Source organism: Paraburkholderia xenovorans, from assembly GCF_046030735.1.
In the GTDB taxonomy this organism is placed as follows: Bacteria; Pseudomonadota; Gammaproteobacteria; order Burkholderiales; family Burkholderiaceae; genus Paraburkholderia; species Paraburkholderia xenovorans_A.
In genome coordinates this window covers 83,107-102,962 of the sequence record NZ_JAQQBV010000002.1, presented here as the reverse complement: position 1 = coordinate 102,962, position 19,856 = coordinate 83,107, and the positions used below count along the sequence as shown (strand labels likewise).

Sequence of the window (19,856 nt, the reverse complement as noted above, 5' to 3'; positions counted from 1 at the left end):
TGCTCCGTTACTGAAGGTTCGCCGAAGTGTGCTGGGCATGGAGATCGCGCGCAAGTTCGAGCAACGCGCGATCGCTGCCGCGCGCGCCGACGATCGACAGCGCGAGCGGCCGGTCGATGTCGTCGCCGAAAGGCAGCGTGATTTGCGGCAGACCGCCGATGGTGGCGATTGCGTTCATCGTCAGCGCGTGCTGGTAGAAGCGGCCGATCGTGTCGTCCGATGCGTCTTTGCGCAACAGCGCAACCGGTGTGGTGGGCATGACCAGCACGTCTGTTTCCCGAAGCAGCGTGTCGAGCGCGGCACGCAATTCGTGCTGCACGTCACGCCATTTTTCGGCTGGCTGTCGCTCGAATGTATCGAGGCGCGCAAAGCGGCTCGCGATAGACGGCCCGAAATGCGGCTTCGCCGAGCGAATCCAGTCGCCGAGCGTCGCATCGATTTCGAGGTCCTGCACCTGTTGATAGCACGCGAGCCAGCGCGCGTCATCACCCGCGAATACATCGAGCGATGTCCGTGCGCCGAGCGTTTCGGCCAGCGCGGCAAGACGCAACGCGTCGTCGGGTTCATTGCGCGCGCGGGCCGCAAACGCGTCGCTCACGCTAAACAACCGCGTAAACGGCCGCCGTGCGTGCGCAGAAGCCTTCGGCAACAACACGTCCCCCACTGCGGCGAGCACGTCGACGGACCGTGCAAACCAGCCCACCGTATCGAAGCACGGCGCGAACGGCAACACACCGTCGAGCGAGATCGCGCCGTGACTCGGCCGCATGCCCCACAAACCGCAAAACGCGGCGGGCACGCGCACGGATCCACCGGTATCGGTGCCCAGCGCAAAATCCACCGCGCCGCTCGCCACCGCCGACGCCGATCCACTCGACGACCCGCCCGGCAACGCATGCGGCCAGCGCGGATTGAGCGGCGTGCCGTAGTGATGGTTCGCGCCTTCGAGGCTGTACGCGAGTTCGTCGGTGATCGTCTTGCCGTCGAGCGTTGCGCCTGCGGCCAGCAGCGCGTCGACACAACGCGCATGGCGCGGCGCCTTTACGTGACTCGCCAGCCAGTCGGGATTGCCGCCGCCTGTCGTCACGCCGGCAACGTCGATCAGATCCTTCACCGCAAAGCGCAGGCCGTCGAGCGGTCCGCTCGCGTTCGGCGCAATCTGCACGCGCGCGCCGGGCACGAACGCGCTCATGCGACGTCCGCCAGCGCGGCGACGATCCGCGCCGAATCGGTGACGAAGCCGAAGCACTTCTTCACGTTCCACACAGCCGCGTCGCTGCAGAAGTCCGGCGACGACGTCGCGCAGCAGTCTTCCACCAGCACGCAACCGTAGCCGAGAAAATTGGCGTCGGTCAGCGAATGCAGCACGCACTGGTCGGTATTCACGCCCGCGAACAGCACGGTGCGAATGCCGAGATTGCGCAGGATGCTGTCGAGCGGCGTGTCCCAGAAGCCGCTGATCCGATATTTGTCCACGCAGATGTCCTCGGGCGACGGCGTGAGTTCGTCGACCACCGCCGCAGCCCATGAATCCTTTTCGAGCACATGCGAGCCGTTGCTTTCGAGCGGTTCGCCGAGGCCGGTGCCGACCCCCGTCGGCTTATATAGATGCAATTGATTCGGCGGCATGTTGGCGAGGTCCGGCCGGTTGCCCCAATTCACCCAGACGACCGGCACGCCGTTTTCGCGCAAGACGGGCAGCAGGCGCTGCAATGGTGCAATCGGCTTGCGATCGACCTCGAAATCGCCCCCAATCTGGGCAACCCAACCTCCGTTGGTGCAGAAATCGTTCTGCATGTCGATCACCACGATCGCGGTGCTGCGCAGATCGATCCGCACGTTTTGCGGCTCGCACGGCAGCGTCGCGACGACCGGCGCGGGCGCCGGCAACGACATGTCGACCAGCGTCGCGCTCGCGCTCCAGTGCGGCCGTCCATCGCGGCCCAACTGGCCGGAAACGCTTGTTCCATATGCGTCGTGCTGTTTCATCCGAGATTCTCCGTCGTGTTCTGGTCGCTAAAAAAAGGCATTGCATGCGGGCGGCCGCGTGAGGTTTCGCGGTCAGCGCGCGGCTGTTTCGGGAAGGTTTGAACGCGGGCCGCCGCTTCTGGATCACGCGGCATGGCATCGAAGTTGCATCTGTTTCGTTCATGAATAACCTACTTACCCAAACCAAACGCAAGAGGAATGCCAGAATGCCGATCGCCAAGCTCAAAACCCTCGCCACCTGTGTCGTCGCACTGGCTGCTTCCACTAGCGCGATCCACGCATTCGCGGTCGATCCGTTGCGCGTCGGCGTGCTGATTCCGGGCTCGAAGTCGGACAAGGGCTGGATGGAATCCGGCTACGACGGACTCGAAGCCGCGCAGAAAGAACTCGGCCCGAAACTGAAAACGCAGATGATCGAGAACATCAATTACGCCGACATGGAACAGGCGCTGACCAACCTCGCGTCGAAGAACCAGTTGGTGATCGGCGTGGGCGGCCAGACCCAGGCGTCCGTGCTGAAGATCGCGAAGCGTTTTCCGAATGTGAAGTTCGCGATCGTCGGCGGCAACAAGGGGCAGGACATGCCGCCGAACGTCGCGGGCTACGACGTGAAACAGGCGGAGATCGCTTACGTGGCCGGCGCGGCTGCGGCGATGCTGTCGAAGAACGGTGCGGTCAGTTACGTCGGCGGGATGGAGATTCCGTCGATCGTCAACGCGGGCAAGGAATTCGGCAACGGCGCGCGCTCGATCAATCCGAAGATCAAGTACTTCGAGAGCTACACCGGCGATTTCGACAACGTGTCGAAGGCGAAGGAAGCGACGCTCGCCGCGATCTCGCAAGGCGCGGACGTTCACTATCACATTCTCAATCTCGGCTTGCGCGGAATCGAACAGGCGGCCAACGAAAAACACACGCACGTGATCGGCAGCTATACGGATCGCTGCGGCACGGACCCGCTCTATATCGCCTATTCGATCACCGGCGTCGGCTATCAGGTGCAATACGCGATCGACCAGATGGCGGCCGGCACCTGGCAACCGGGTTACAAGGCGTTCGGTCTCGCGATGGGCCGTAAGGCGTCGGACATGGTGGTGTGCAAACCGACGCCGGACATGTCGACGAAGCTCAAGCAGATCGAGCAGGACATCGAGAGCGGCAAGATCAAGGTTTCCGAAGGCTGATATGGACGCGACTTCCGCTACCTTCAGCGCAGGCGCACGCTCGAACGCTGCCGGCAACGCAACCGCCGTGCTGCGGATGGAAGGCATCGGCAAGCGCTTCGGCGCGTTTCAGGCGTTGCACGACGTGTCGCTCGACCTGTTTGCCGGCGAAGTGCATTGCCTGCTCGGCGAAAACGGCGCGGGCAAGTCCACGCTGTGCAACGTGATGTTCGGCGTGCATCAGCCCGACGCGGGCACGATGTGGCTCGACGGCGCGCCGTATCGGCCGCACAGTCCACGCGATGCGCTCGCGCATGGGATCGCGATGGTGCATCAGCATTTCAGCCTCGTCGAAGACGTGAGCGTGCTCGACAATCTGCTGCTCGGTCGTTCGCATGGCTGGTTGAATCGCAAGCGCGAGGCGGCTAGCGTGCGCGCGCTGGTCGCCGAGCTCGGTCTCGCGCTCGATCCGGATGCGCGGGTGGCGGAATTGTCCGTCGGCGAAAAGCAGCGTGTCGAGATCGTCAAATGTCTGATTCGCGAGCCGCGTCTGCTAGTGCTGGACGAACCGACGGCGGTGCTGTTGCCGGCCGAGATCGACGCGTTGCTCGACACCTGCGCGCGAGTCGTCGCACGCGGCTGCGCGGTCGTGCTGGTCACGCACAAACTCGCGGAAATTCGCCGTATCGCGGCGCGCGCCACCGTGCTGCAAAGCGGTCGCGTGGTCGCGCGTTCGGGCACGCCGTCCGCCGATGTCGACGAACTGGTGCGCGCGATGATCCGGCGGCCGGGCGACGCGAATGACGTCACCCTCCACGCACGGCCGGCCGCAACGCTCGCCGTCGCGGCGCAGGCGAAACCCGTCAGCGCGTCGCCGTACGGCCGGCCGCTCGCCGACGAAGCGCTGCAAGTCGACGGCCTCACCGTGCGCGACGCCGACGGCGTCACGCGTCTCGCGGACTGCACACTGGTCGTGAACCGCGGCGAGATCGTCGGCATTGCCGGCGTGGAAGGCAACGGCCAGAGCGAACTCGGCGCGGTGCTGGCCGGGCTGCAGAAGGCGAGTGCGGGGCGTTTCTTCGTGCAGGGCGAAGAGTGCACGCACGCCGCGCCGCAAGTGCTGACGAAGGCGGGAGTCGGCGTGGTGCCGGAGGATCGACACGCGGTCGGCTGCGTGCCGGACATGAGCGTGACCGAAAACCTCTTCCTGAATCGTCTCGACCACTACGCTCGACGCGGCTTCATGCGCCGCCGTGCGATGCGGCGCGATGCCCGCGCGCTGATGCAGCGTTTCGACGTGCGCGCGGCGAGTCCCGACGTCGCGTTTCGCGGCCTCTCGGGCGGCAATCAGCAGAAGGCGGTGCTGGCGCGCGAACTGACGCTCGACGGCCTCGCGGTACTGGTGGCCGCGCAGCCCACACGCGGGCTCGATATCGGTGCGGTCGCGGCAGTCTACGACCACATTCGCGCCGCGCGCGACGCAGGGGTCGGCGTGTTGCTGATCTCGTCGGAGCTCGACGAACTGCTGGCCGTCGCCGACCGCGTGCTCGTGATGTATCGCGGCCGCATCATGGGCACCTGCGTGCCCGAGCGCGCACAACCCACGCAACTCAATCTTCAACGCGAGCGCATTGGCGCATGGATGGCAGGGCACACAGCATGACTCCGACCACCTCACTCACTTCGATTCCGCGCGCATCGTGGCGGGCTTCGCCGCGTGTGCGCAGCGCCGTCGTGCTGACGGGCGCCGCGCTCGTCGCGCTGGCTGCGGCGCTGGCGCTGATCGCGATCGTTCACGTGCCGATCGGCGATGCGCTTGCCGCGTTCGCCGACGGCGCATGGGGCTCGCCTTACGCGATCGGCGCGTCGCTCAATCGCAGCCTCGTGTTCGCGCTGGTCGGCAGCGGCTTCGTGCTGGCCAACCGCGCGCGCTTGACCAACGTCGGCGGAGAAGGGCAGATCGCGATGGGCGGCATCGCCGCTACCGCGGTCGGTCTGTACGGCCATGTCGCGCATCTGCCGCTCGGTTTGTCGTTCATCGTGCCGATGCTGGCGGCGGCGCTCGCGGGTGCCGCATGGGGCGCGCTTCCCGGCTGGCTCAAAGCACGCGCCGGCACCAACGAAGTGATCAGCACGTTGCTGCTGACATTCATCGCCGTCTGGCTGCTCTACTGGTGCGTGCAATCGGAAGCCCTGCTACGTCAGCCGATGAGCAACGCGGCGACCTTGCCCGAATCGCTCGAGATTCCCGATTCGACCAAACTGCCGCTGCTGTTCGGCGCGAGTTCGACAGGCTTGCATATCGGCTTGCCGCTTACCGTCGTGCTGTGCATCGTGGTGGCGCTCGTGCTCGCGTATAGCCGCTTCGGGATGCATCTGCGAGCGGTCGGCCTCAACGCACTCGCCGCACGCCGCGCCGGCATGCCGATCACGTCGACGATCGTCGGCGCGCTCGCCTTGGCGGGCGCGCTCGGCGGTCTCGCCGGCGCGCTGATGCTGCAAGGCGATCAATACTCGTTGAAGGCCGGGTTCTCGTCGGGCTACGGTTTCGATGGACTCGTGGTCGGTCTGCTTGCGCGCGGTTCGATCACCGGTGTGTGTGCGGCCGCGCTGCTGTTCGGCTTCATGCGTTCGGGCGGCATCAATATGGAAATGGTGGCCGCGGTGCCGTCGGCGCTGGTGCTGGTGGTGCAGGGCATCGTGATCGTCGCGCTGGCCGGCGGCTCGTTGTGGCTCGAACCGAAAGGAGCACGCGCATGAACGCGGAATTCGTCGCGGTTTTCGTCGGCTCGTCGATCCGTTTCGCTGCACCGTTGATGCTGGCGTCGACCGGCGAACTGGTCAGCGAACGGGCCGGCGTGCTCAACATGAGCGTGGAAGGGATGATGCTGTCCGGCGCGTTTCTCGGCGCGGCGGGCGCATGGGCAACCGGCAACGCGGCGCTCGGTCTCGCGATCGGCATGCTCGGCGTATTGCCGATCGCGTTGCTGCAAGCGTTTCTCAGCGTGACGTTGCGCGCCAATCAGATTGTCACGGGTATCGGCATCAATATTCTCGCGCTCGGCGCGACGACGCTCGCGTATCGCGAGCTGTTCGGCGAACGTTCGAGCGCGACGATACCCGGTCTCGCGCGCTGGTCGCCGCCTGGGCTCGGCGCGATTCCGGTGATCGGCGAGCCGGTGTTTCATCAGGTGTGGCTCGTCTATCTCGGGCTGGCGATTCTGCTCGCAACGTCGCTCGTCATGCGCCGTACCGCGCTCGGCGTCGCGCTGCATGCGGTCGGCGCGGCGCCTCGCTCGGTCGACCAGTCCGGCCTTTCGGTCGCGCGGCTGCGCTACGGCGCGGTGCTGTTTTCCGGTGTGATGTCGGGCGCGGCGGGCTGCTTCATTTCGATCGGCGACATTCACACCTTCACGGAAGGGATGACGAGCGGCGCCGGTTATCTGGCGATTGCGGCGATCATCTTCGGCAACTGGAAGATCGGCCGCACGGCAGGCGCATGCCTGCTGTTCGGCGCGGCGAGCGCGCTGCAATTCCAGTTGCCGCTGATCGGCGTGCACGTGCCGACCGCGCTGCTGGCGATGCTGCCTTATCTGCTCGCGCTGATCGCGGTGGCGGGGCTGATCGGCCGGCAAACCGCACCGCTCGCGCTGACGCAACCGTTCAGACGCTGACGGCGCACCTGAACGACCGCTGACAGCGCGTAGAGGCGTGCTTGCGCAACCGTTCATACGCGAAAGGCGCGCTTACAATGGCGAGCGCATGCGTTTGCGCCGAATTGCGCGACCCATGCGGCTCACTGCAGACACGCCGACTCTCAAACCTTTGCCTATATGACACGCGCTTCCGCCCGTTCGACTCCCGCCGCTCCCGCCGCCGCGCCCACGACCCAGCGGCAGAAGCTCGCGGCCGCCACGCGCGCGCGAATCTTCAAGATCGCGATTGCCGAGTTTTCCGACAAAGGTCTCAGCGGCGCGCGAGTGGAGACGATCGCGAGCCGCTCGAAGGTCAACATCCGGATGATCTATCACTACTTCGGCGGCAAGGAAGCGCTCTATCTGGAAGTGCTGGAATTCGTGCTGGCGCGGCTGCGCGAGGCCGAGTTGAAACTCGAGCTCGACGTCGACCAGATCGATCCGGTCACGGCCATCGTGCAGCTTTACGATTTCATCGAAGGGCATTTCGCCGCGCATCCCGAACTGTCGAAGTTGCTGTCGTTCGAAAATCTGAACCGTGCCCGCGTGATGAAGCGTTCGAGCGCGATTCCGGAAATGTCGTCGCCGGTGTTGAGTCTGTTGAGCACGGTGATCGCGCGAGGGGAAGAGGACGGTTCGCTGCGCAAGGGCATGGACCCGCTGCATCTGTACGTCGCGCTCGTGAGTCTGTGCTCGTTTCACAAATCGAACGCTTATACGTTGTCGCGAATCTTCAACGCCGACCTGCTCGCCGCGCAGTGGCAGAAAGACCATAAGGCCCAGGCGCATGACATGGTGCGCGCGTTCGTGACGGCCGGCGCGTAAGCGGCGGCGCCGAACCGCGCGTCCGGACAATAGCGCGCGGCCGCGCGCAAACGCGGGGCGCACAAGCCCTGAATTGGGGAGCGCTGCACCAACGCACTCGGCCCGACGCGCAAACACGCGAGCTCGCATAGCGCTCGACGCCATCGTGCCAAGCCTTGCGGGGTAAGGCTTACGCGTCATTCAATCCGCGTCGCAGCGCAATTGGCATACCTCCTGCTAAATGGTGTTCCAACTTGTATTCAAGATTGGACGCAAGGACAGTCCTTGCCCGTCTCGCACATCCACGCGCTCTTCAACCCTCTATCAGGAACCGACAACATGACCAGCCGCCGCACCTTCATCAAGAGCGCCAGCCTGTTGACGCTCGGCAACATCGTGCCGATTCAATCCGTGTTCGCCGCGCCGAAGACGACCGTCGGCGTGATCTATGTCGGCGCGCGCGGCGACTACGGCTACAACCAGGCACAAGCGCAGGCGGCCGCCGTCATCAGAAAGATGCCGAACGTGAAAGTGGTGGAAGAGGAGAACGTGCCCGAAACCATCGCCGTGCAAAAAACGATGGAAGCGATGATCGAACAGGATGGCGCGACGCTGATCTTCGCGACGTCGTTCGGTTACTTCGATCCGCATGTGCTGAAGATCGCCGCCAAATATCCGAAGGTGCGTTTCGCGCATTGCGGCGGTTTGTGGAAGCAGGGCAACCCGCCGAACATCACCAGCTACTTCGGCTATATCGACGAATGCCAGTACCTGAACGGCGTGGTCGCGGGCCATATGACGAAGAGCAAAAAACTGGGCTTTGTCGCCGCGAAGCCGATTCCGCAAGTGCTGCGCAATATCAATTCGTTCACGCTCGGTGCGCAGTCGGTCGATCCGTCGATCACCACGCAGGTGATTTTCACCGGCGACTGGTCGATGCCCGTCAAGGAAGCGGAAGCCACCAATAGCCTGATCGATCAGGGCTGCGATGTCGTGACCTGTCACGTGGACGGCCCGAAGGTGGTCGTCGAGACCGCGGAGAAGCGCGGTGCGATGAGCTGCGGTTATCACGCGAGCCAGGCGGCGCTCGCGCCGAAGGGCTATCTGACCGGCGCGGAATGGGATTGGGCGACGCCGTACAGGCAACTGGTGGCGGGCGCGCAAGCCGGTGCGCCGCAACCGAACGTGTTGCGCGGCGGCCTGAAAGAAGGCTTCGTGAAGATGTCGCCGTATGGCGCGAAGGTTACCGCGGCGGCCAGACAGAACGCCGACTCGATCAAATCGAGCATGGTGGCCGGCAATTTCGTGATCTTCAAAGGACCCATGAAGGACAACAAGGGCGGCACGGCGATCGCGTCCGGCGCGAGCCACGTGCAGACGGACTACACGCTCGAAAGCATGAACTACCTGGTGGCCGGTGTGGTCGGCCAGATCTGATCGCGGCCCTGACATTCGTGTTTGCATAAACCTGTCCGAGCGAAGGAGCCGCGATGCGTCCCAATGCCCCCACCGCGAGAGCGATGCTGTCGCTCCTGCCCGCGTTGCCGACCGCATTGGCGGTGCTCGGCACGCTCTTGCTGTTTTCACTGTTCCTGCTCGTGCAGGGGCAGCCCGCACCCGACGCGATCGGTCTGATCTTCGAAGGCGCGTTCGGCTCGTCGTTCGCATGGCAGAGCACGTTGCTGCGCGCGTCGCCGCTGATGTTGACCGCGCTGTGCGTCGCGTTGCCGGCGCAGGTCGGGCTGATCGTGATCGGCGGCGAGGGCGCGCTCGCGCTGGGCGGCATGTGCGCGGCGCTCGTCCCGCAGATGCTGCCGCATGGGATGCCCTGGCTGATCGCGACGCCGCTGATGGCGGTCGCCGGCATGCTCGCGGGCGGCGTGTGGATCGGCGCGGTGGGCGCGTTGCGGCAATGGCGCGGCGTCAACGAGACGATCAGCAGCCTGTTGATGTCGTATATCGCGATCGCGCTCTTCAAGCATCTGGTGGAAGGGCCGTTGCGCGATCCCGCGAGTCTCAACAAACCGTCGACGCTACCCGTGCCCGACGCGCTGATGATCGGCTCGATCCCCGGTCTCGATACGCATTGGGGGCTGTTCTGGGGCGTTGCCGCGTGTATCGCCGCGTGGGTGTTCGTCAAGTTCAGCACGAAAGGTTTCGCGATGCGCGTGGTGGGCGGCAGCAATCGCGCGGCGCGACTCGTCGGGCTGCCGGTGAACCGCCTTGCGCTCGCCGCCTGCGTGCTCGGCGGCGCGGCGGCCGGGCTCGGCGGAATGTTCGAAGTGGCCGCCGTGCAGGGCAGCGCGAACGCTTCGTTGCTCGCGGGATATGGCTATGCGGGGATTCTGGTGGCGTTCGCCGCGCGTCAGAATCCGCTCGCGATCGTCGCCTGCGCGGTGATGATCGGCGGCATCGAGGCGAGCGGCAGTCTGCTGCAACGCCGGCTCGATCTGCCCGATGCCACCACGCTGGTGCTGCAAGGTCTGCTGTTCGTGAACCTGCTCGCGTGGGAAGCGCTCGGCGGCCGTATCGCCGCGTGGCGCGTGGCATTGCAGGCCGCGGCGCGTGACGACCGTCCTGTGCAACTGGAGCAGACCCATGCCTGATATGCATTCGCCCATCGTGATCCTGCTGTTGTCGCTGTTTGCCGGCGCGATTCGCGTCAGCACACCGTATCTGTTCGTCAGTCTCGGTGAATGTCTGACCGAGAAAGGCGGCCGTGTGAATCTCGGTCTCGAAGGCATTCTGGTGTCGGGCGCGATGAGCGGCTATGCCGGCGCATTTCTCAGCGGCTCGCCGTGGGTGGGCGTGCTCGCAGCGGGTGGCGTCGGTCTGCTGCTCGGCTGCCTGCACGGCCTCGTATGTTCGTTGCCGCGCGTGTCGGATATCGCGTTCGGCATCGCGCTGATGCTGCTCGGCACCGGGCTCGCGTTCTATCTCGGCAAGCCCTTCATCGAACCGCAAGCGCCGATGTTGCCGTTCATCGATCTCGGTGCGTGGAGCGCGTCGCCGCAATTGCACAACGCGTTGCATATCAATCTGCTGTTCGTGATCGGCGTGGTGCTCGCGTTCGTTCTGCAATGGGGTTTGCGCAATACGCGCTGGGGGATGGTGCTGCGGCTCGTCGGCGATCACGCGGAAACCGCGCGGGCGATGGGTTATCCGCTCACGCGAGTGCGGATCGCGGCGACGGCTGTCGGCGGCGTGTTCGCGGGCGTCGGCGGTGCGTATCTGTCGCTCGTTTATCCGGGCAGCTGGAACGAAGGGTTGTCGAGCGGCCAGGGGCTGATGGCGGTCGCGCTGGTGATCTTCGCGCGCTGGCAGCCGTTGCGCTGCCTGTGGGCCGCGTTGCTGTTCGGCGCGGCGGGCGCGCTCGGCCCCGCGTTGCAGGCAATCGGCGTGACGAGCGGCTACTACCTGTACAACGCCGCGCCGTACGTGCTGACGCTGCTGATCATGATCGTCAATTGCCGGCCGGATCGCACGCTCGCAGGCGCGCCCGGCGAACTGAGCCTGACGCGCTGAGCGTCGCGCTGACGCACTTGAACCCGAAGCATTGCAAAGACCCTTTGAGGATCTCATCACCATGACCCGATTCGTCGAAGCACAACCCTATCCGTGGCCTTATGACGGCAATCTGCGGCCGGACAATACCGCGCTCGTGATCATCGACATGCAGACGGATTTCTGCGGCCACGGCGGCTATGTCGACAAGATGGGCTACGACCTGTCGCTCACGCGCGCGCCGATCGAGCCGATCCAAAGTGTGCTGAAGACGATGCGCGAGCAGGGCTTCACGATCATTCACACGCGCGAAGGGCATCGCCCGGACCTGTCCGATCTGCCCGCGAACAAGCGCTGGCGCAGCCGCCGCGCGGGCACGAACGGCGTGGGCATCGGCGACGACGGACCGTGCGGCAGGATCCTCGTGCGCGGCGAACCGGGCTGGGAAATCATCGACGAGCTGAAGCCGCTCGCCGGCGAAATCGTGCTCGACAAACCGGGCAAAGGCTCGTTCTGTGCGACCGATCTCGAACTGATTCTGCGCACGCGCGGCATCGTCAATCTGATCCTGACCGGCATCACGACCGACGTCTGCGTGCACACGACAATGCGCGAAGCGAACGACCGCGGCTTCGAATGCACGGTGCTCGCCGACTGCTGCGGCGCGACCGACAAAAGCAACCACGACGCCGCGCTGCATATGATCACGATGCAAGGCGGCGTGTTCGGCGCGGTGTCGGACTCCGGCGCGCTGCTGCAAACGCTGGGCGGCTGATCATGGCGAACGCAGCGGCGCCCGCGACACTCGCGACACCACCCAAAGCGCTCGGCGTGGAAGTGCTGAACGCGAGCAAATCGTTCGGTGCGTTCCGCGCGTTGGACGGCGTGTCGATCAAGGTGGCGCCCGGCACCATCCACGCATTGCTCGGCGAGAACGGCGCGGGCAAGAGCACGCTCGTCAAAGGCCTCGTCGGCTATGGCGTGCTCGACGAAGGGCAGATCGCCGCGGACAACCGCGAAGTCCACATTGCTTCGCCGCGCGATGCGCAGGCGCTCGGCATCGGCATGGTGTATCAGCATTTCACGCTCGCCGCGGGTTTGTCCGTCGAAGAAAACCTGCTGCTCGCGCGCGGGCGTTTGCCGTGGAAAATCGATTGGGCCGCTGAGCGCGCCGCGCTCACCGCGTTCATGCAGCGCATGCCGTTTCGCTTGCCGCTCGACGCACCGGCCGCGTCACTCGCGGCCGGCGAGAAGCAGAAGCTCGAAATCCTCAAGCAGTTGTATTTGCAGCAACGCTTTCTGATTCTGGACGAACCGACTTCGGTGCTCACGCCGCAGGAAGCGGGCGAAGTGCTCGGCTTGATGCGAGCGTTGACCTCGCGCGGCGAGTTGACGGTGTTGATGATCACGCACAAGTTCCGCGAAGTGATGGCCTATGCCGACGACGTCACCGTGTTGCGCAAGGGCACACAGGTCGGCACGAGCGCGGTCGCCAACACGAGTCGCGACGAACTCGCTGCGTGGATGATGGGCACAGTCGCGGCGAGCGACGCGCCCGTGATGGCCGCGGCGACAGTGGAGCGCGTCGCGCGCAAGCCAGTCGACGAAACGGCTCAGGTGCGTGTTGCATTGAGCGGCCTGTCTGTCGAAGACGATCGCGGTCACCTGGCGGTGAAAAACGCGACGCTCTCGGTGCGCGCGGGCGAAATCCTCGGTTTGGCCGGCGTGTCCGGCAATGGGCAAAAGGAACTGGTGGAAGCGCTGGTCGGTCAGCGTCGCGTGAAAGCAGGGGAGATGCGGGTGGCCGGCGCCGCATATCACGCGACGCGTGCCGAGATGACCGAGCGGCGTGTGTTCGCGATTCCCGAAGAGCCGCTGAAGAACGCGTGTGTTGCCGGCATGAGCGTCGCGCAGAATCTCGCGTTGCGCGACTTCGACCGCGAACCGTTGCGACGCGGCGGCTGGTGGCTCGACCGGCGCGCAATGCGCGAGCGTGCCGCGCAACGGATCGACGAATTCAACGTGCGCCCGCCGGTGCCGGAACGGGCGATCGGCACGCTGTCGGGCGGCAACGTGCAGCGCGCCGTGTTGGCCCGCGAACTCGGCCAGCCGGTCGACGTGCTGATCGTCGCGAATCCGGTGTTCGGGCTCGACTTCGCGTCGGTGGCCGACATTCATGCGCGTCTGATGGCCGCGCGCGACGGCGGCGCGGCGGTGTTGCTGGTCAGCGAAGACCTCGACGAACTGCTGGAACTCGCGGACCGTATCGTCGTGATCGCCGATGGCGAATTCGTGTACGAAACCCCGGCGGCGAGCGCGGAGCGAACCGCGCTGGGGCAGCATATGGCGGGGCATGTAGCCAACGCGCCCGCGCACGATGCGGCCCACGCCGAAGCCATCAAGGAAACGATCGGATGACAGACACCTCTTCGGCAAACAGGTTCAGCATGGAAGCCCAACCCGGCCCGTTCAGTTTCGAACCCGCCAAAACCGCGCTGATCATCATCGACATGCAGCGCGATTTCATCGAGCCCGGCGGCTTCGGCGAATCGCTCGGCAACGATGTTTCGCTGCTCGCGGAAATCGTGCCGACCGTGGCGGCGTTGCTCGACTTCGCGCGGCGTCACGGATGGCTCGTCGTCCACACGCGCGAATCGCATGCACCGGATCTGTCCGATTGCCCACCCGCCAAACGCGCGCGCGGCATGCCCAACGCGCGCATCGGCGATACCGGTCCGATGGGCCGCATCCTGATTCGCGGCGAACCCGGTAACGCGATCATCGAACCGCTCATGCCGGCAGCCGGCGAACTCGTGATCGACAAACCCGGCAAGGGCGCGTTCCATGCGACGCGTCTCGGCGAAGAACTGGCGGTGCGCGGGATCACGCATCTGGTGTTCGCCGGCGTCACCACCGAAGTGTGCGTGCAGACGTCGATGCGCGAAGCCAACGATCGCGGCTACGACAGCCTGTTGATCGAAGACGCCACCGCGAGCTATTTTCCGGCCTTCAAACAGGCGACGCTCGAGATGGTACGCTCGCAAGGCGGCATCGTCGGCTGGACGGCGCCGTTTTCCTCACTGATGCAACTCGACGGAACAGCCTGAAGCATGCAAGTCAATCGACCCGAAGTGGTAGCGCAAGTGCACGCGGCATTTGTCGAATACGAACGCGCGCTGGTCGACCACGACATCGCCGCGATGAATGCGCTGTTCTGGCACACGCCGGAAACCGTGCGCTACGGCATCGCCGAAATCCAGCATGGCGGCGACGCGATCCGTGAATGGCGCGAGCGCTGCGCGCCGGTGCCGACGTCGCGCAAGCTGCACCGAACCGTGGTGACGACATTCGGCACGGACTTCGCGACCGTCAGCACCGAATTCACCAGCGACGCAACGCCGCTGCTCGGCCGTCAGATGCAGACATGGGCGAGACTGAGCGCCGCCCACGGCTGGAAGATCGTCGCCGCGCACGTGAGCCTGATCGACGTTCGCGCCGCGACGTGAAACACGGATAAGAATAAAAAGGGAATCTGGCAACCATGAACGACGACCCGACGAATCTGCTGGAGACATCTGACGAGCCGGCAGCGCAGCCCGCCGCCGCGGGGCCGGCCGTGGCCAATCCGCTCGCCGAACAGGTCTATCAGCAATTGAAGAGCGACATCTTCAGCTTCCGGCTGTTTCCCGGCGACCGTTTCTCCGAGAACGGCATTGCACAGCACTACGGCGTGTCGCGCACGCCGATGCGCGACGGGCTGTTCCGGCTGCAACGCGAGGGCTATCTGGAAGTGGGTTTCCGGCGCGGTTGGAAAGTCGCGCCGATCAACTTCGATCAACTCGACCAGCTCTACGATTTGCGCATCGTGCTCGAAGTGGCTGCGGTCGAACGGCTGGGGGCGGGTGGCGAGGTCGCGCATGCGGCTGTCGATGCGCTCAAGGCGATCTGGTGTGTCGAGCCGGCGCTACGCGAGAGCGATCCGGTGAAGATGTTCGGCATGGACGAAAATTTTCACCGGCAACTGGTTGCGGCAACCGGCAACGCCGAAATGCTGCGCGTGCATAACGAAGTGACCGAGCGGATTCGCATCGTACGTCGGCTCGATTTCCTGAAGCCGCACCGCACGAGCGCCACCTACGACGAACATTCGACGATGCTCAACCTGATCGAACGCAACCGGGCGACCGAAGCGATCATCCTGTTGCGTGCGCATATCACGCAGAGCAAGCTGGAGGTGCGCAAGATCACGTTGTCGATGCTTGCTGCTGCGCGTGATAGCAAGCTGCCGTTTGTTTCATGAAGCGCGCCGCGCATCACTCGTAAGAGAACGCACCGCCGAATTTATCCATCCGCTCCAGCGCCATGCCTGAACCGCGCACTACACAGGTCAGCGGCGCTTCGGCGACGAACACCGGCAGACCGGTTTCTTCGGCGAGCAAACGATCGAGGTCGCGCAGCAATGCGCCGCCGCCGGCCAGCATGATGCCGCGCTCGGCGATATCGGCGCCGAGTTCCGGCGGCGTTTGTTCGAGCGCGATCTTCACTGCCGACACGATCTGGTTCAGCGGATCGGTGAGCGCTTCGAGGATCTCGTTGCTCGACACCGTGAAGCTGCGCGGAATGCCTTCCGACATGTTGCGTCCTTTGACTTCCATCTCCTTGACTTCGGAGCCCGGAAACGCGGAGCCGATTTCCTTCTTGATCGCCTCGGCGGTCTGTTCGCCGATCAGCATGCCGTAATTGCGGCGGATGTAGTTGACGATCGCATCGTCGAACTTGTCGCCGCCTACGCGCACCGAGCCTTTATAGACGACGCCGCCGAGCGAGATCACGCCCACCTCGGTTGTGCCGCCGCCGATATCGACGACCATCGAACCGGTCGCCTCCGACACCGGCAGGCCCGAACCGGTGGCGGCCGCCATCGGCTCTTCGATCAGATACACCTGCGATGCGCCCGCGCTGTGCGCGGCTTCCTTGATCGCGCGGCGCTCCACCTGAGTGGACCCGCACGGCACGCAGATGATGATGCGCGGCGACGGCGCGAACATGCGCGACTCGTGCGCCATCTGGATGAAGCGCTTGATCATCTGCTGCGTGATGTTGAAGTCGGCGATCACGCCGTCTTTCATCGGGCGGATCGCCTCGATATTGCCCGGCACTTTGCCGAGCATCTGTTTCGCTTCCTTGCCGACGGCCAGAATGATCTTCTTGCCGTTCGGACCGCCTTCCTGACGGATCGACACCACCGAGGGCTCGTCCAGCACGATGCCCTTGCCACGCATGTAGATGAGCGTGTTGGACGTGCCGAGGTCGATGGCCAGGTCGTTGGAGAAATAACCGCGCAGAAAACCGAACATGCCAATTCCTGTTTCGCTTGATGCCGGGCGCTCGAAGACGCCGCTCGGGAACGCCGCGCAAAGGCGGCAGGTGACCAGGTCGAGGTCGGAGAGAGGGAAGAATAACAGCTTCGGCCTGTCCGGCTTGCCCGGCTTGGTAACCGAGTGTCACGAAGATTGCTTTGCGCGGGCGATGCTGATGCCGGCTAGCTCGGAACCTGGTTCACCGGATTTCATCCCGACACTCGCATGTAATAAACGGTAACTATCGTCTCGGCACTGCTGGCGCATGAGCGCGGCAGTGGCCGACGCGCGCTTGCGTTCCCGCTTGCGGTCCGCTCGCGTCCGTTCACCAGACACTTCCACGGAGACATTCATGCCGACTCCGGCATTCCGGTTTTTTGCGCTCGTCGGCATGCTCGCCGCCGCAGCGTTGCTCACCGCCTGTGGCGACAACGCCGTCGCGCCGGCTGCCGCCACGGCGAAGTCCGCTTGCGGCAATACCACCGTTGCCAACGCTACTAAAAGTTGTCCGCCGGGCTTCGTCCCGCCGGCTTCCTGACACCGTCAATCAATCGGGTCCATCGCATGGTCGCCAAAACTCGTCGTGACTTCCTGAAATTTTCCGCTGGACTGACCGGCGCCGCAGCCGCCACTACGCTGTTGCCCGAGTCGATTCGCCGGGCGCTCGCGATCGAACCCGCGTCGGTCAGCGGCACGATCCAGGACGTGCAGCATATTGTCGTGTTCATGCAGGAGAACCGTTCGTTCGATCATTACCTGGGACACCTGAGCGGCGTACGCGGCTACAACGACCGCTTTCCGGTCACCTTGCCGAACGGCCAGCCCGTGTGGTTCCAGCCCCGTCAGGAAGACCCGACGAAAGTGATCGCGCCGTTTCGCTACGACACGACCAATCCGAACGTCAACGCGCAATGTATCGGCGGTCTGCCGCATACCTGGGCGACCACGCACGGAGCGATCGACAACGGCCGCGCCGACAAGTGGGCCGTGCAGAAGACCAACCTGACGATGGGTTACCACGTGCGCGAGGACATTCCGTTTCACTACGCGCTCGCCGATGCCTTCACGGTATGCGACAACTATTTCTGTTCGATCCCCGGCAATACGCACCCGAACCGGATGTATCTGATGACGGGGATGGTCGATCCGCTCGCCACGGGTGGCGGGCCGTTGCTGGACAACACCGATTTCATCGACAACCAGTTCGACGCGATCAAGCTGCAACCCTTCAACTGGACCACGTATCCCGAACGGCTGGAAACGGCCGGGATCTCGTGGCAGATCTATCAGCAGGGCACCGATTTCGATAACTTCACCGGCAACTACGGCACGAACATGCTGGCCTCGTTCCAGAACTTCGTGAACGCGCCGGCCGGATCGTCGTTGCAGACTCGCGGCATGAGCACGCGCACGCTGACGCAGTTGAAGGCCGATGTGCAGGCCAACGCGTTGCCGCAAGTGTCGTGGCTGCTGCCTCCCGCCGCATATTCGGAACACCCGAAATTCACGCCGCTCTACGGCGCAAATTACATCTCGACGATTCTCGATGCGCTGACGTCCAATCCCGACGTCTGGAGCAAGACCGTCCTGTTCATCATGTACGACGAGAACGACGGCCTGTTCGATCACGTCGTGCCGCCGCAAGCGCCGACGCTGCCCGGATCGGGCATGAGCACGGTCGACATTTCGCTGGAGCGGCATAACGTGGTGACGGCGTCGCAAGCCAACACCTATACGGCCGACAATCTGCCGTACGGCCTCGGGCCACGCGTGCCGATGACCGTGGTGTCGCCGTGGTCGAAGGGCGGCTTTGTCTGCTCGCAGGTGTTCGATCACACGTCGGTGCTGCAATTCATCGAGAAGCGCTTCGGGGTGACGGAAACGAATATCTCGCCGTGGCGCCGCGCGATTTGCGGCGACCTGACCACCGCGCTGGATTTCTCCCGGTCCGATGCGAGTGTGCCGTCGTTGCCGAGCACGCAGACGTACGTCACTCAGGCCGATCAGCAGTGCGCGCGACCGACTTCGCAGGCCGCGCCGGCCAGCACGGCGCAGCAACTGGTCGCGGCGCAGGAACCCGGCACGCGGCCGGCGCGCGCGTTGCCGTATGAATTGCATGTGAACGGGCAACTGCAGTCCGGCGGCTATGTGGTGACCTTCGCGAACACCGGCAAGCAAGGGGCGCATTTCTGGGTCTACACGGGCGACCCGACGGCGATGCCGCGCCGTTATACGGTCGAAGCCGGCAAGCAACTGACCGATACGTGGACGCTCGACGCGAACGGCCAGTACATGGTGAATGTCTACGGTCCGAACGGCTATTTCCGGCGTTTCTCGGGGGCGTCCGCGGACACGGGCGCGAAGCCGGATGTCGTGACCTGCTACGACGTGCAGAACGGCAACCTGTACCTCACGTTGTCGAACGCGGGGACCGCGCCGCTGACCGTCACCGCCGCCGACGTCGCGTACGGCCAGCCGCCGGTCGTCGTGACCGTGCCTGCGGGCAAGAGCGTGGAGTCCCACTGGGATCTGTCGTGCAGCAGCCAATGGTACGACCTGCAATTGACGGTAGCCGGCAATCCGGCGTGGCTGCGGCGCATTGCAGGGCACGTCGAAACAGGCAAGGCCGGCATAACGGACCCGGCGGCCACGGCGCCTGTGACGAAGGCAATCTAGGCGCGCGGCGACCTCCGGCTACTTGTCCGGCCGAGGTCGCAGCGAGTTGGCGGCTTGCCACTTGATGCGGCTGCAATTGTTCTTGACACGTACCTTGAAGTCTTCGGGAGAACTCAGGCGCAGCGAGCGCATCTGGATCGCGTCGTTGTCGCCGCGACGCCAGCCGGCCTGCCAGCGCAGATCGAATTGGCTTGCCTGAGTGAGCACGCCCCGCAGTTGTTCCTTGTACTGCGCGACGTCATCGGCGGTTTGCCCGCAAAACTCGCGGACGAAATGCGCGCGCTGGCCGGCCGCTTCCGCGTTGGCGTTGTCGCTGTCTTCGTCGCCGAGTGCAGGACAGGCGACGGCCAGCGTGAGGATCAGTGCGGCGAAAGACGCCGCGGTGCGCAGCGCTTGCAAGGAATAAGGTTTCCCGGACACGGTTGCCTCCTTCGGGCGGTCCTCCCGCAGTGCGGCACATCATGTGCCGGTGGCGGCAGCGCTCGATGTCCCGATCCAAGTCGCGACCCAGGTGGCATGAACGCTGCCTGCGGGAAGGAGGGCGTCTACGGCATGGTGTCGTTGAAGCTTCAGCCAATATGCATGCATGCGTCGGACGCCTGGTGCCTATTATGTCCGCAGCTCGCCGTGATTGCTCGAATCGCCTCGGATAATAGTTGCCTTGC

General features: G+C 64.6%; 20 protein-coding genes. 15 read left to right on the top strand and 5 right to left on the bottom strand.

What is annotated here, in order from left to right; translation table 11 throughout:
- Positions 1-7: 7 nt before the first annotated feature.
- Positions 8-1,192: an amidase gene (locus PQQ51_RS02205; RefSeq protein ID WP_408494406.1), complete on the bottom strand. Its 1,185-nt coding sequence runs from the start codon at positions 1,190-1,192 to the stop codon at positions 8-10.
- A complete protein-coding gene (locus tag PQQ51_RS02200; protein WP_408494405.1) occupies positions 1,189-1,989 on the bottom strand; it encodes a cysteine hydrolase family protein in 801 nt (266 codons plus the stop codon). Before PQQ51_RS02200 ends, PQQ51_RS02205 begins: the two co-directional genes overlap by 4 nt.
- A gap of 206 nt (positions 1,990-2,195) precedes the next feature.
- On the opposite strand from PQQ51_RS02200, the gene PQQ51_RS02195 reads away from it, so the two are divergent.
- From PQQ51_RS02195 to PQQ51_RS02135, 13 genes are all read left to right on the top strand, one after another.
- A complete protein-coding gene (locus PQQ51_RS02195) occupies positions 2,196-3,173 on the top strand; it encodes a BMP family protein (RefSeq protein WP_408494404.1) in 978 nt (325 codons plus the stop codon).
- Position 3,174: 1 nt separating this feature from the next.
- Positions 3,175-4,815 carry an ABC transporter ATP-binding protein gene (locus PQQ51_RS02190; RefSeq protein WP_408494403.1) on the top strand — a complete coding sequence of 547 codons (1,641 nt, stop codon included), beginning with the start codon at positions 3,175-3,177 and terminating at the stop codon, positions 4,813-4,815.
- Complete coding sequence (locus PQQ51_RS02185; protein ID WP_408494402.1) at positions 4,812-5,912, top strand: ABC transporter permease; 1,101 nt, start codon at positions 4,812-4,814, stop codon at positions 5,910-5,912. Before PQQ51_RS02190 ends, PQQ51_RS02185 begins: the two co-directional genes overlap by 4 nt.
- Positions 5,909-6,826 (top strand): ABC transporter permease, encoded by a 918-nt coding sequence (locus tag PQQ51_RS02180; RefSeq protein WP_408494401.1) that lies wholly within the window; start codon positions 5,909-5,911, stop codon positions 6,824-6,826. The genes PQQ51_RS02185 and PQQ51_RS02180 overlap by 4 nt, the downstream gene beginning before the upstream one ends.
- Before the next feature lie 159 nt (positions 6,827-6,985).
- Positions 6,986-7,672, top strand: coding sequence for a TetR/AcrR family transcriptional regulator (locus PQQ51_RS02175; protein ID WP_408494399.1), 687 nt, complete (start codon positions 6,986-6,988; stop codon positions 7,670-7,672).
- A gap of 318 nt (positions 7,673-7,990) precedes the next feature.
- Positions 7,991-9,088, top strand: coding sequence for a BMP family ABC transporter substrate-binding protein (locus tag PQQ51_RS02170; protein WP_408494397.1), 1,098 nt, complete (start codon positions 7,991-7,993; stop codon positions 9,086-9,088).
- A 53-nt stretch (positions 9,089-9,141) separates the two neighbouring features.
- A complete protein-coding gene (locus PQQ51_RS02165) occupies positions 9,142-10,257 on the top strand; it encodes an ABC transporter permease (RefSeq protein ID WP_408494396.1) in 1,116 nt (371 codons plus the stop codon).
- Positions 10,250-11,176: an ABC transporter permease gene (locus PQQ51_RS02160; RefSeq protein WP_408494395.1), complete on the top strand. Its 927-nt coding sequence runs from the start codon at positions 10,250-10,252 to the stop codon at positions 11,174-11,176. Before PQQ51_RS02165 ends, PQQ51_RS02160 begins: the two co-directional genes overlap by 8 nt.
- A gap of 61 nt (positions 11,177-11,237) precedes the next feature.
- A complete protein-coding gene (gene biuH, locus PQQ51_RS02155; RefSeq protein WP_408494394.1) occupies positions 11,238-11,930 on the top strand; it encodes a biuret amidohydrolase in 693 nt (230 codons plus the stop codon).
- 2 nt (positions 11,931-11,932) lie between these two features.
- The gene (locus PQQ51_RS02150; protein WP_408494393.1) at positions 11,933-13,573 is read left to right on the top strand and encodes an ABC transporter ATP-binding protein; all 1,641 of its coding nucleotides are present in this window, start codon (positions 11,933-11,935) and stop codon (positions 13,571-13,573) included.
- Positions 13,570-14,262 (top strand): cysteine hydrolase family protein, encoded by a 693-nt coding sequence (locus tag PQQ51_RS02145; RefSeq protein ID WP_408494391.1) that lies wholly within the window; start codon positions 13,570-13,572, stop codon positions 14,260-14,262. The genes PQQ51_RS02150 and PQQ51_RS02145 overlap by 4 nt, the downstream gene beginning before the upstream one ends.
- Positions 14,263-14,265: 3 nt before the next feature.
- Complete coding sequence (gene hpxZ / locus PQQ51_RS02140; RefSeq protein WP_408494390.1) at positions 14,266-14,661, top strand: oxalurate catabolism protein HpxZ; 396 nt, start codon at positions 14,266-14,268, stop codon at positions 14,659-14,661.
- A gap of 35 nt (positions 14,662-14,696) precedes the next feature.
- A complete protein-coding gene (locus PQQ51_RS02135) occupies positions 14,697-15,455 on the top strand; it encodes a GntR family transcriptional regulator (protein ID WP_408494389.1) in 759 nt (252 codons plus the stop codon).
- 13 nt (positions 15,456-15,468) lie between these two features.
- Here the strand turns inward: PQQ51_RS02135 and PQQ51_RS02130 are convergent, their stop codons facing one another.
- Together PQQ51_RS02130 and PQQ51_RS02125 are read right to left on the bottom strand one after the other, a co-directional pair.
- On the bottom strand, positions 15,469-16,512 hold the full coding sequence (locus PQQ51_RS02130) for a rod shape-determining protein (protein WP_408494388.1): 1,044 nt from the start codon (positions 16,510-16,512) through the stop codon (positions 15,469-15,471).
- A 147-nt stretch (positions 16,513-16,659) separates the two neighbouring features.
- Entirely contained in the window at positions 16,660-16,869 is a 210-nt protein-coding gene (locus tag PQQ51_RS02125) for a hypothetical protein (protein WP_408494386.1), read from the bottom strand.
- On the opposite strand from PQQ51_RS02125, the gene PQQ51_RS02120 reads away from it, so the two are divergent.
- Positions 16,868-17,053, top strand: coding sequence for a hypothetical protein (locus PQQ51_RS02120; protein WP_408494385.1), 186 nt, complete (start codon positions 16,868-16,870; stop codon positions 17,051-17,053). The two genes, PQQ51_RS02125 and PQQ51_RS02120, sit on opposite strands and share 2 nt — an antisense overlap.
- Before the next feature lie 26 nt (positions 17,054-17,079).
- Positions 17,080-19,191 carry a phosphocholine-specific phospholipase C gene (locus tag PQQ51_RS02115; protein WP_408494383.1) on the top strand — a complete coding sequence of 704 codons (2,112 nt, stop codon included), beginning with the start codon at positions 17,080-17,082 and terminating at the stop codon, positions 19,189-19,191.
- Between the two features lie 18 nt (positions 19,192-19,209).
- On the opposite strand, the gene PQQ51_RS02110 is transcribed toward PQQ51_RS02115, so the two are convergent.
- A complete protein-coding gene (locus tag PQQ51_RS02110) occupies positions 19,210-19,611 on the bottom strand; it encodes a hypothetical protein (protein ID WP_408494382.1) in 402 nt (133 codons plus the stop codon).
- Positions 19,612-19,856 lie beyond the last annotated feature (245 nt).

Excerpts from the sequence above, each read along its gene's own strand:
- PQQ51_RS02205 (WP_408494406.1), bottom strand. The coding sequence starts at position 1,192 with ATGAGCGCGTTCGTGCCCGGCGCGCGCGTGCAGATTGCGCCGAACGCG.
- PQQ51_RS02200 (WP_408494405.1), bottom strand. The coding sequence starts at position 1,989 with ATGAAACAGCACGACGCATATGGAACAAGCGTTTCCGGCCAGTTGGGC.
- PQQ51_RS02195 (WP_408494404.1), top strand. The coding sequence starts at position 2,196 with ATGCCGATCGCCAAGCTCAAAACCCTCGCCACCTGTGTCGTCGCACTG.
- PQQ51_RS02190 (WP_408494403.1), top strand. The coding sequence starts at position 3,175 with ATGGACGCGACTTCCGCTACCTTCAGCGCAGGCGCACGCTCGAACGCT.
- PQQ51_RS02185 (WP_408494402.1), top strand. The coding sequence starts at position 4,812 with ATGACTCCGACCACCTCACTCACTTCGATTCCGCGCGCATCGTGGCGG.
- PQQ51_RS02180 (WP_408494401.1), top strand. The coding sequence starts at position 5,909 with ATGAACGCGGAATTCGTCGCGGTTTTCGTCGGCTCGTCGATCCGTTTC.
- PQQ51_RS02175 (WP_408494399.1), top strand. The coding sequence starts at position 6,986 with ATGACACGCGCTTCCGCCCGTTCGACTCCCGCCGCTCCCGCCGCCGCG.
- PQQ51_RS02170 (WP_408494397.1), top strand. The coding sequence starts at position 7,991 with ATGACCAGCCGCCGCACCTTCATCAAGAGCGCCAGCCTGTTGACGCTC.
- PQQ51_RS02165 (WP_408494396.1), top strand. The coding sequence starts at position 9,142 with ATGCGTCCCAATGCCCCCACCGCGAGAGCGATGCTGTCGCTCCTGCCC.
- PQQ51_RS02160 (WP_408494395.1), top strand. The coding sequence starts at position 10,250 with ATGCCTGATATGCATTCGCCCATCGTGATCCTGCTGTTGTCGCTGTTT.
- biuH (WP_408494394.1), top strand. The coding sequence starts at position 11,238 with ATGACCCGATTCGTCGAAGCACAACCCTATCCGTGGCCTTATGACGGC.
- PQQ51_RS02150 (WP_408494393.1), top strand. The coding sequence starts at position 11,933 with ATGGCGAACGCAGCGGCGCCCGCGACACTCGCGACACCACCCAAAGCG.
- PQQ51_RS02145 (WP_408494391.1), top strand. The coding sequence starts at position 13,570 with ATGACAGACACCTCTTCGGCAAACAGGTTCAGCATGGAAGCCCAACCC.
- hpxZ (WP_408494390.1), top strand. The coding sequence starts at position 14,266 with ATGCAAGTCAATCGACCCGAAGTGGTAGCGCAAGTGCACGCGGCATTT.
- PQQ51_RS02135 (WP_408494389.1), top strand. The coding sequence starts at position 14,697 with ATGAACGACGACCCGACGAATCTGCTGGAGACATCTGACGAGCCGGCA.
- PQQ51_RS02130 (WP_408494388.1), bottom strand. The coding sequence starts at position 16,512 with ATGTTCGGTTTTCTGCGCGGTTATTTCTCCAACGACCTGGCCATCGAC.
- PQQ51_RS02120 (WP_408494385.1), top strand. The coding sequence starts at position 16,868 with ATGCCGACTCCGGCATTCCGGTTTTTTGCGCTCGTCGGCATGCTCGCC.
- PQQ51_RS02125 (WP_408494386.1), bottom strand. The coding sequence starts at position 16,869 with ATGAATGTCTCCGTGGAAGTGTCTGGTGAACGGACGCGAGCGGACCGC.
- PQQ51_RS02115 (WP_408494383.1), top strand. The coding sequence starts at position 17,080 with ATGGTCGCCAAAACTCGTCGTGACTTCCTGAAATTTTCCGCTGGACTG.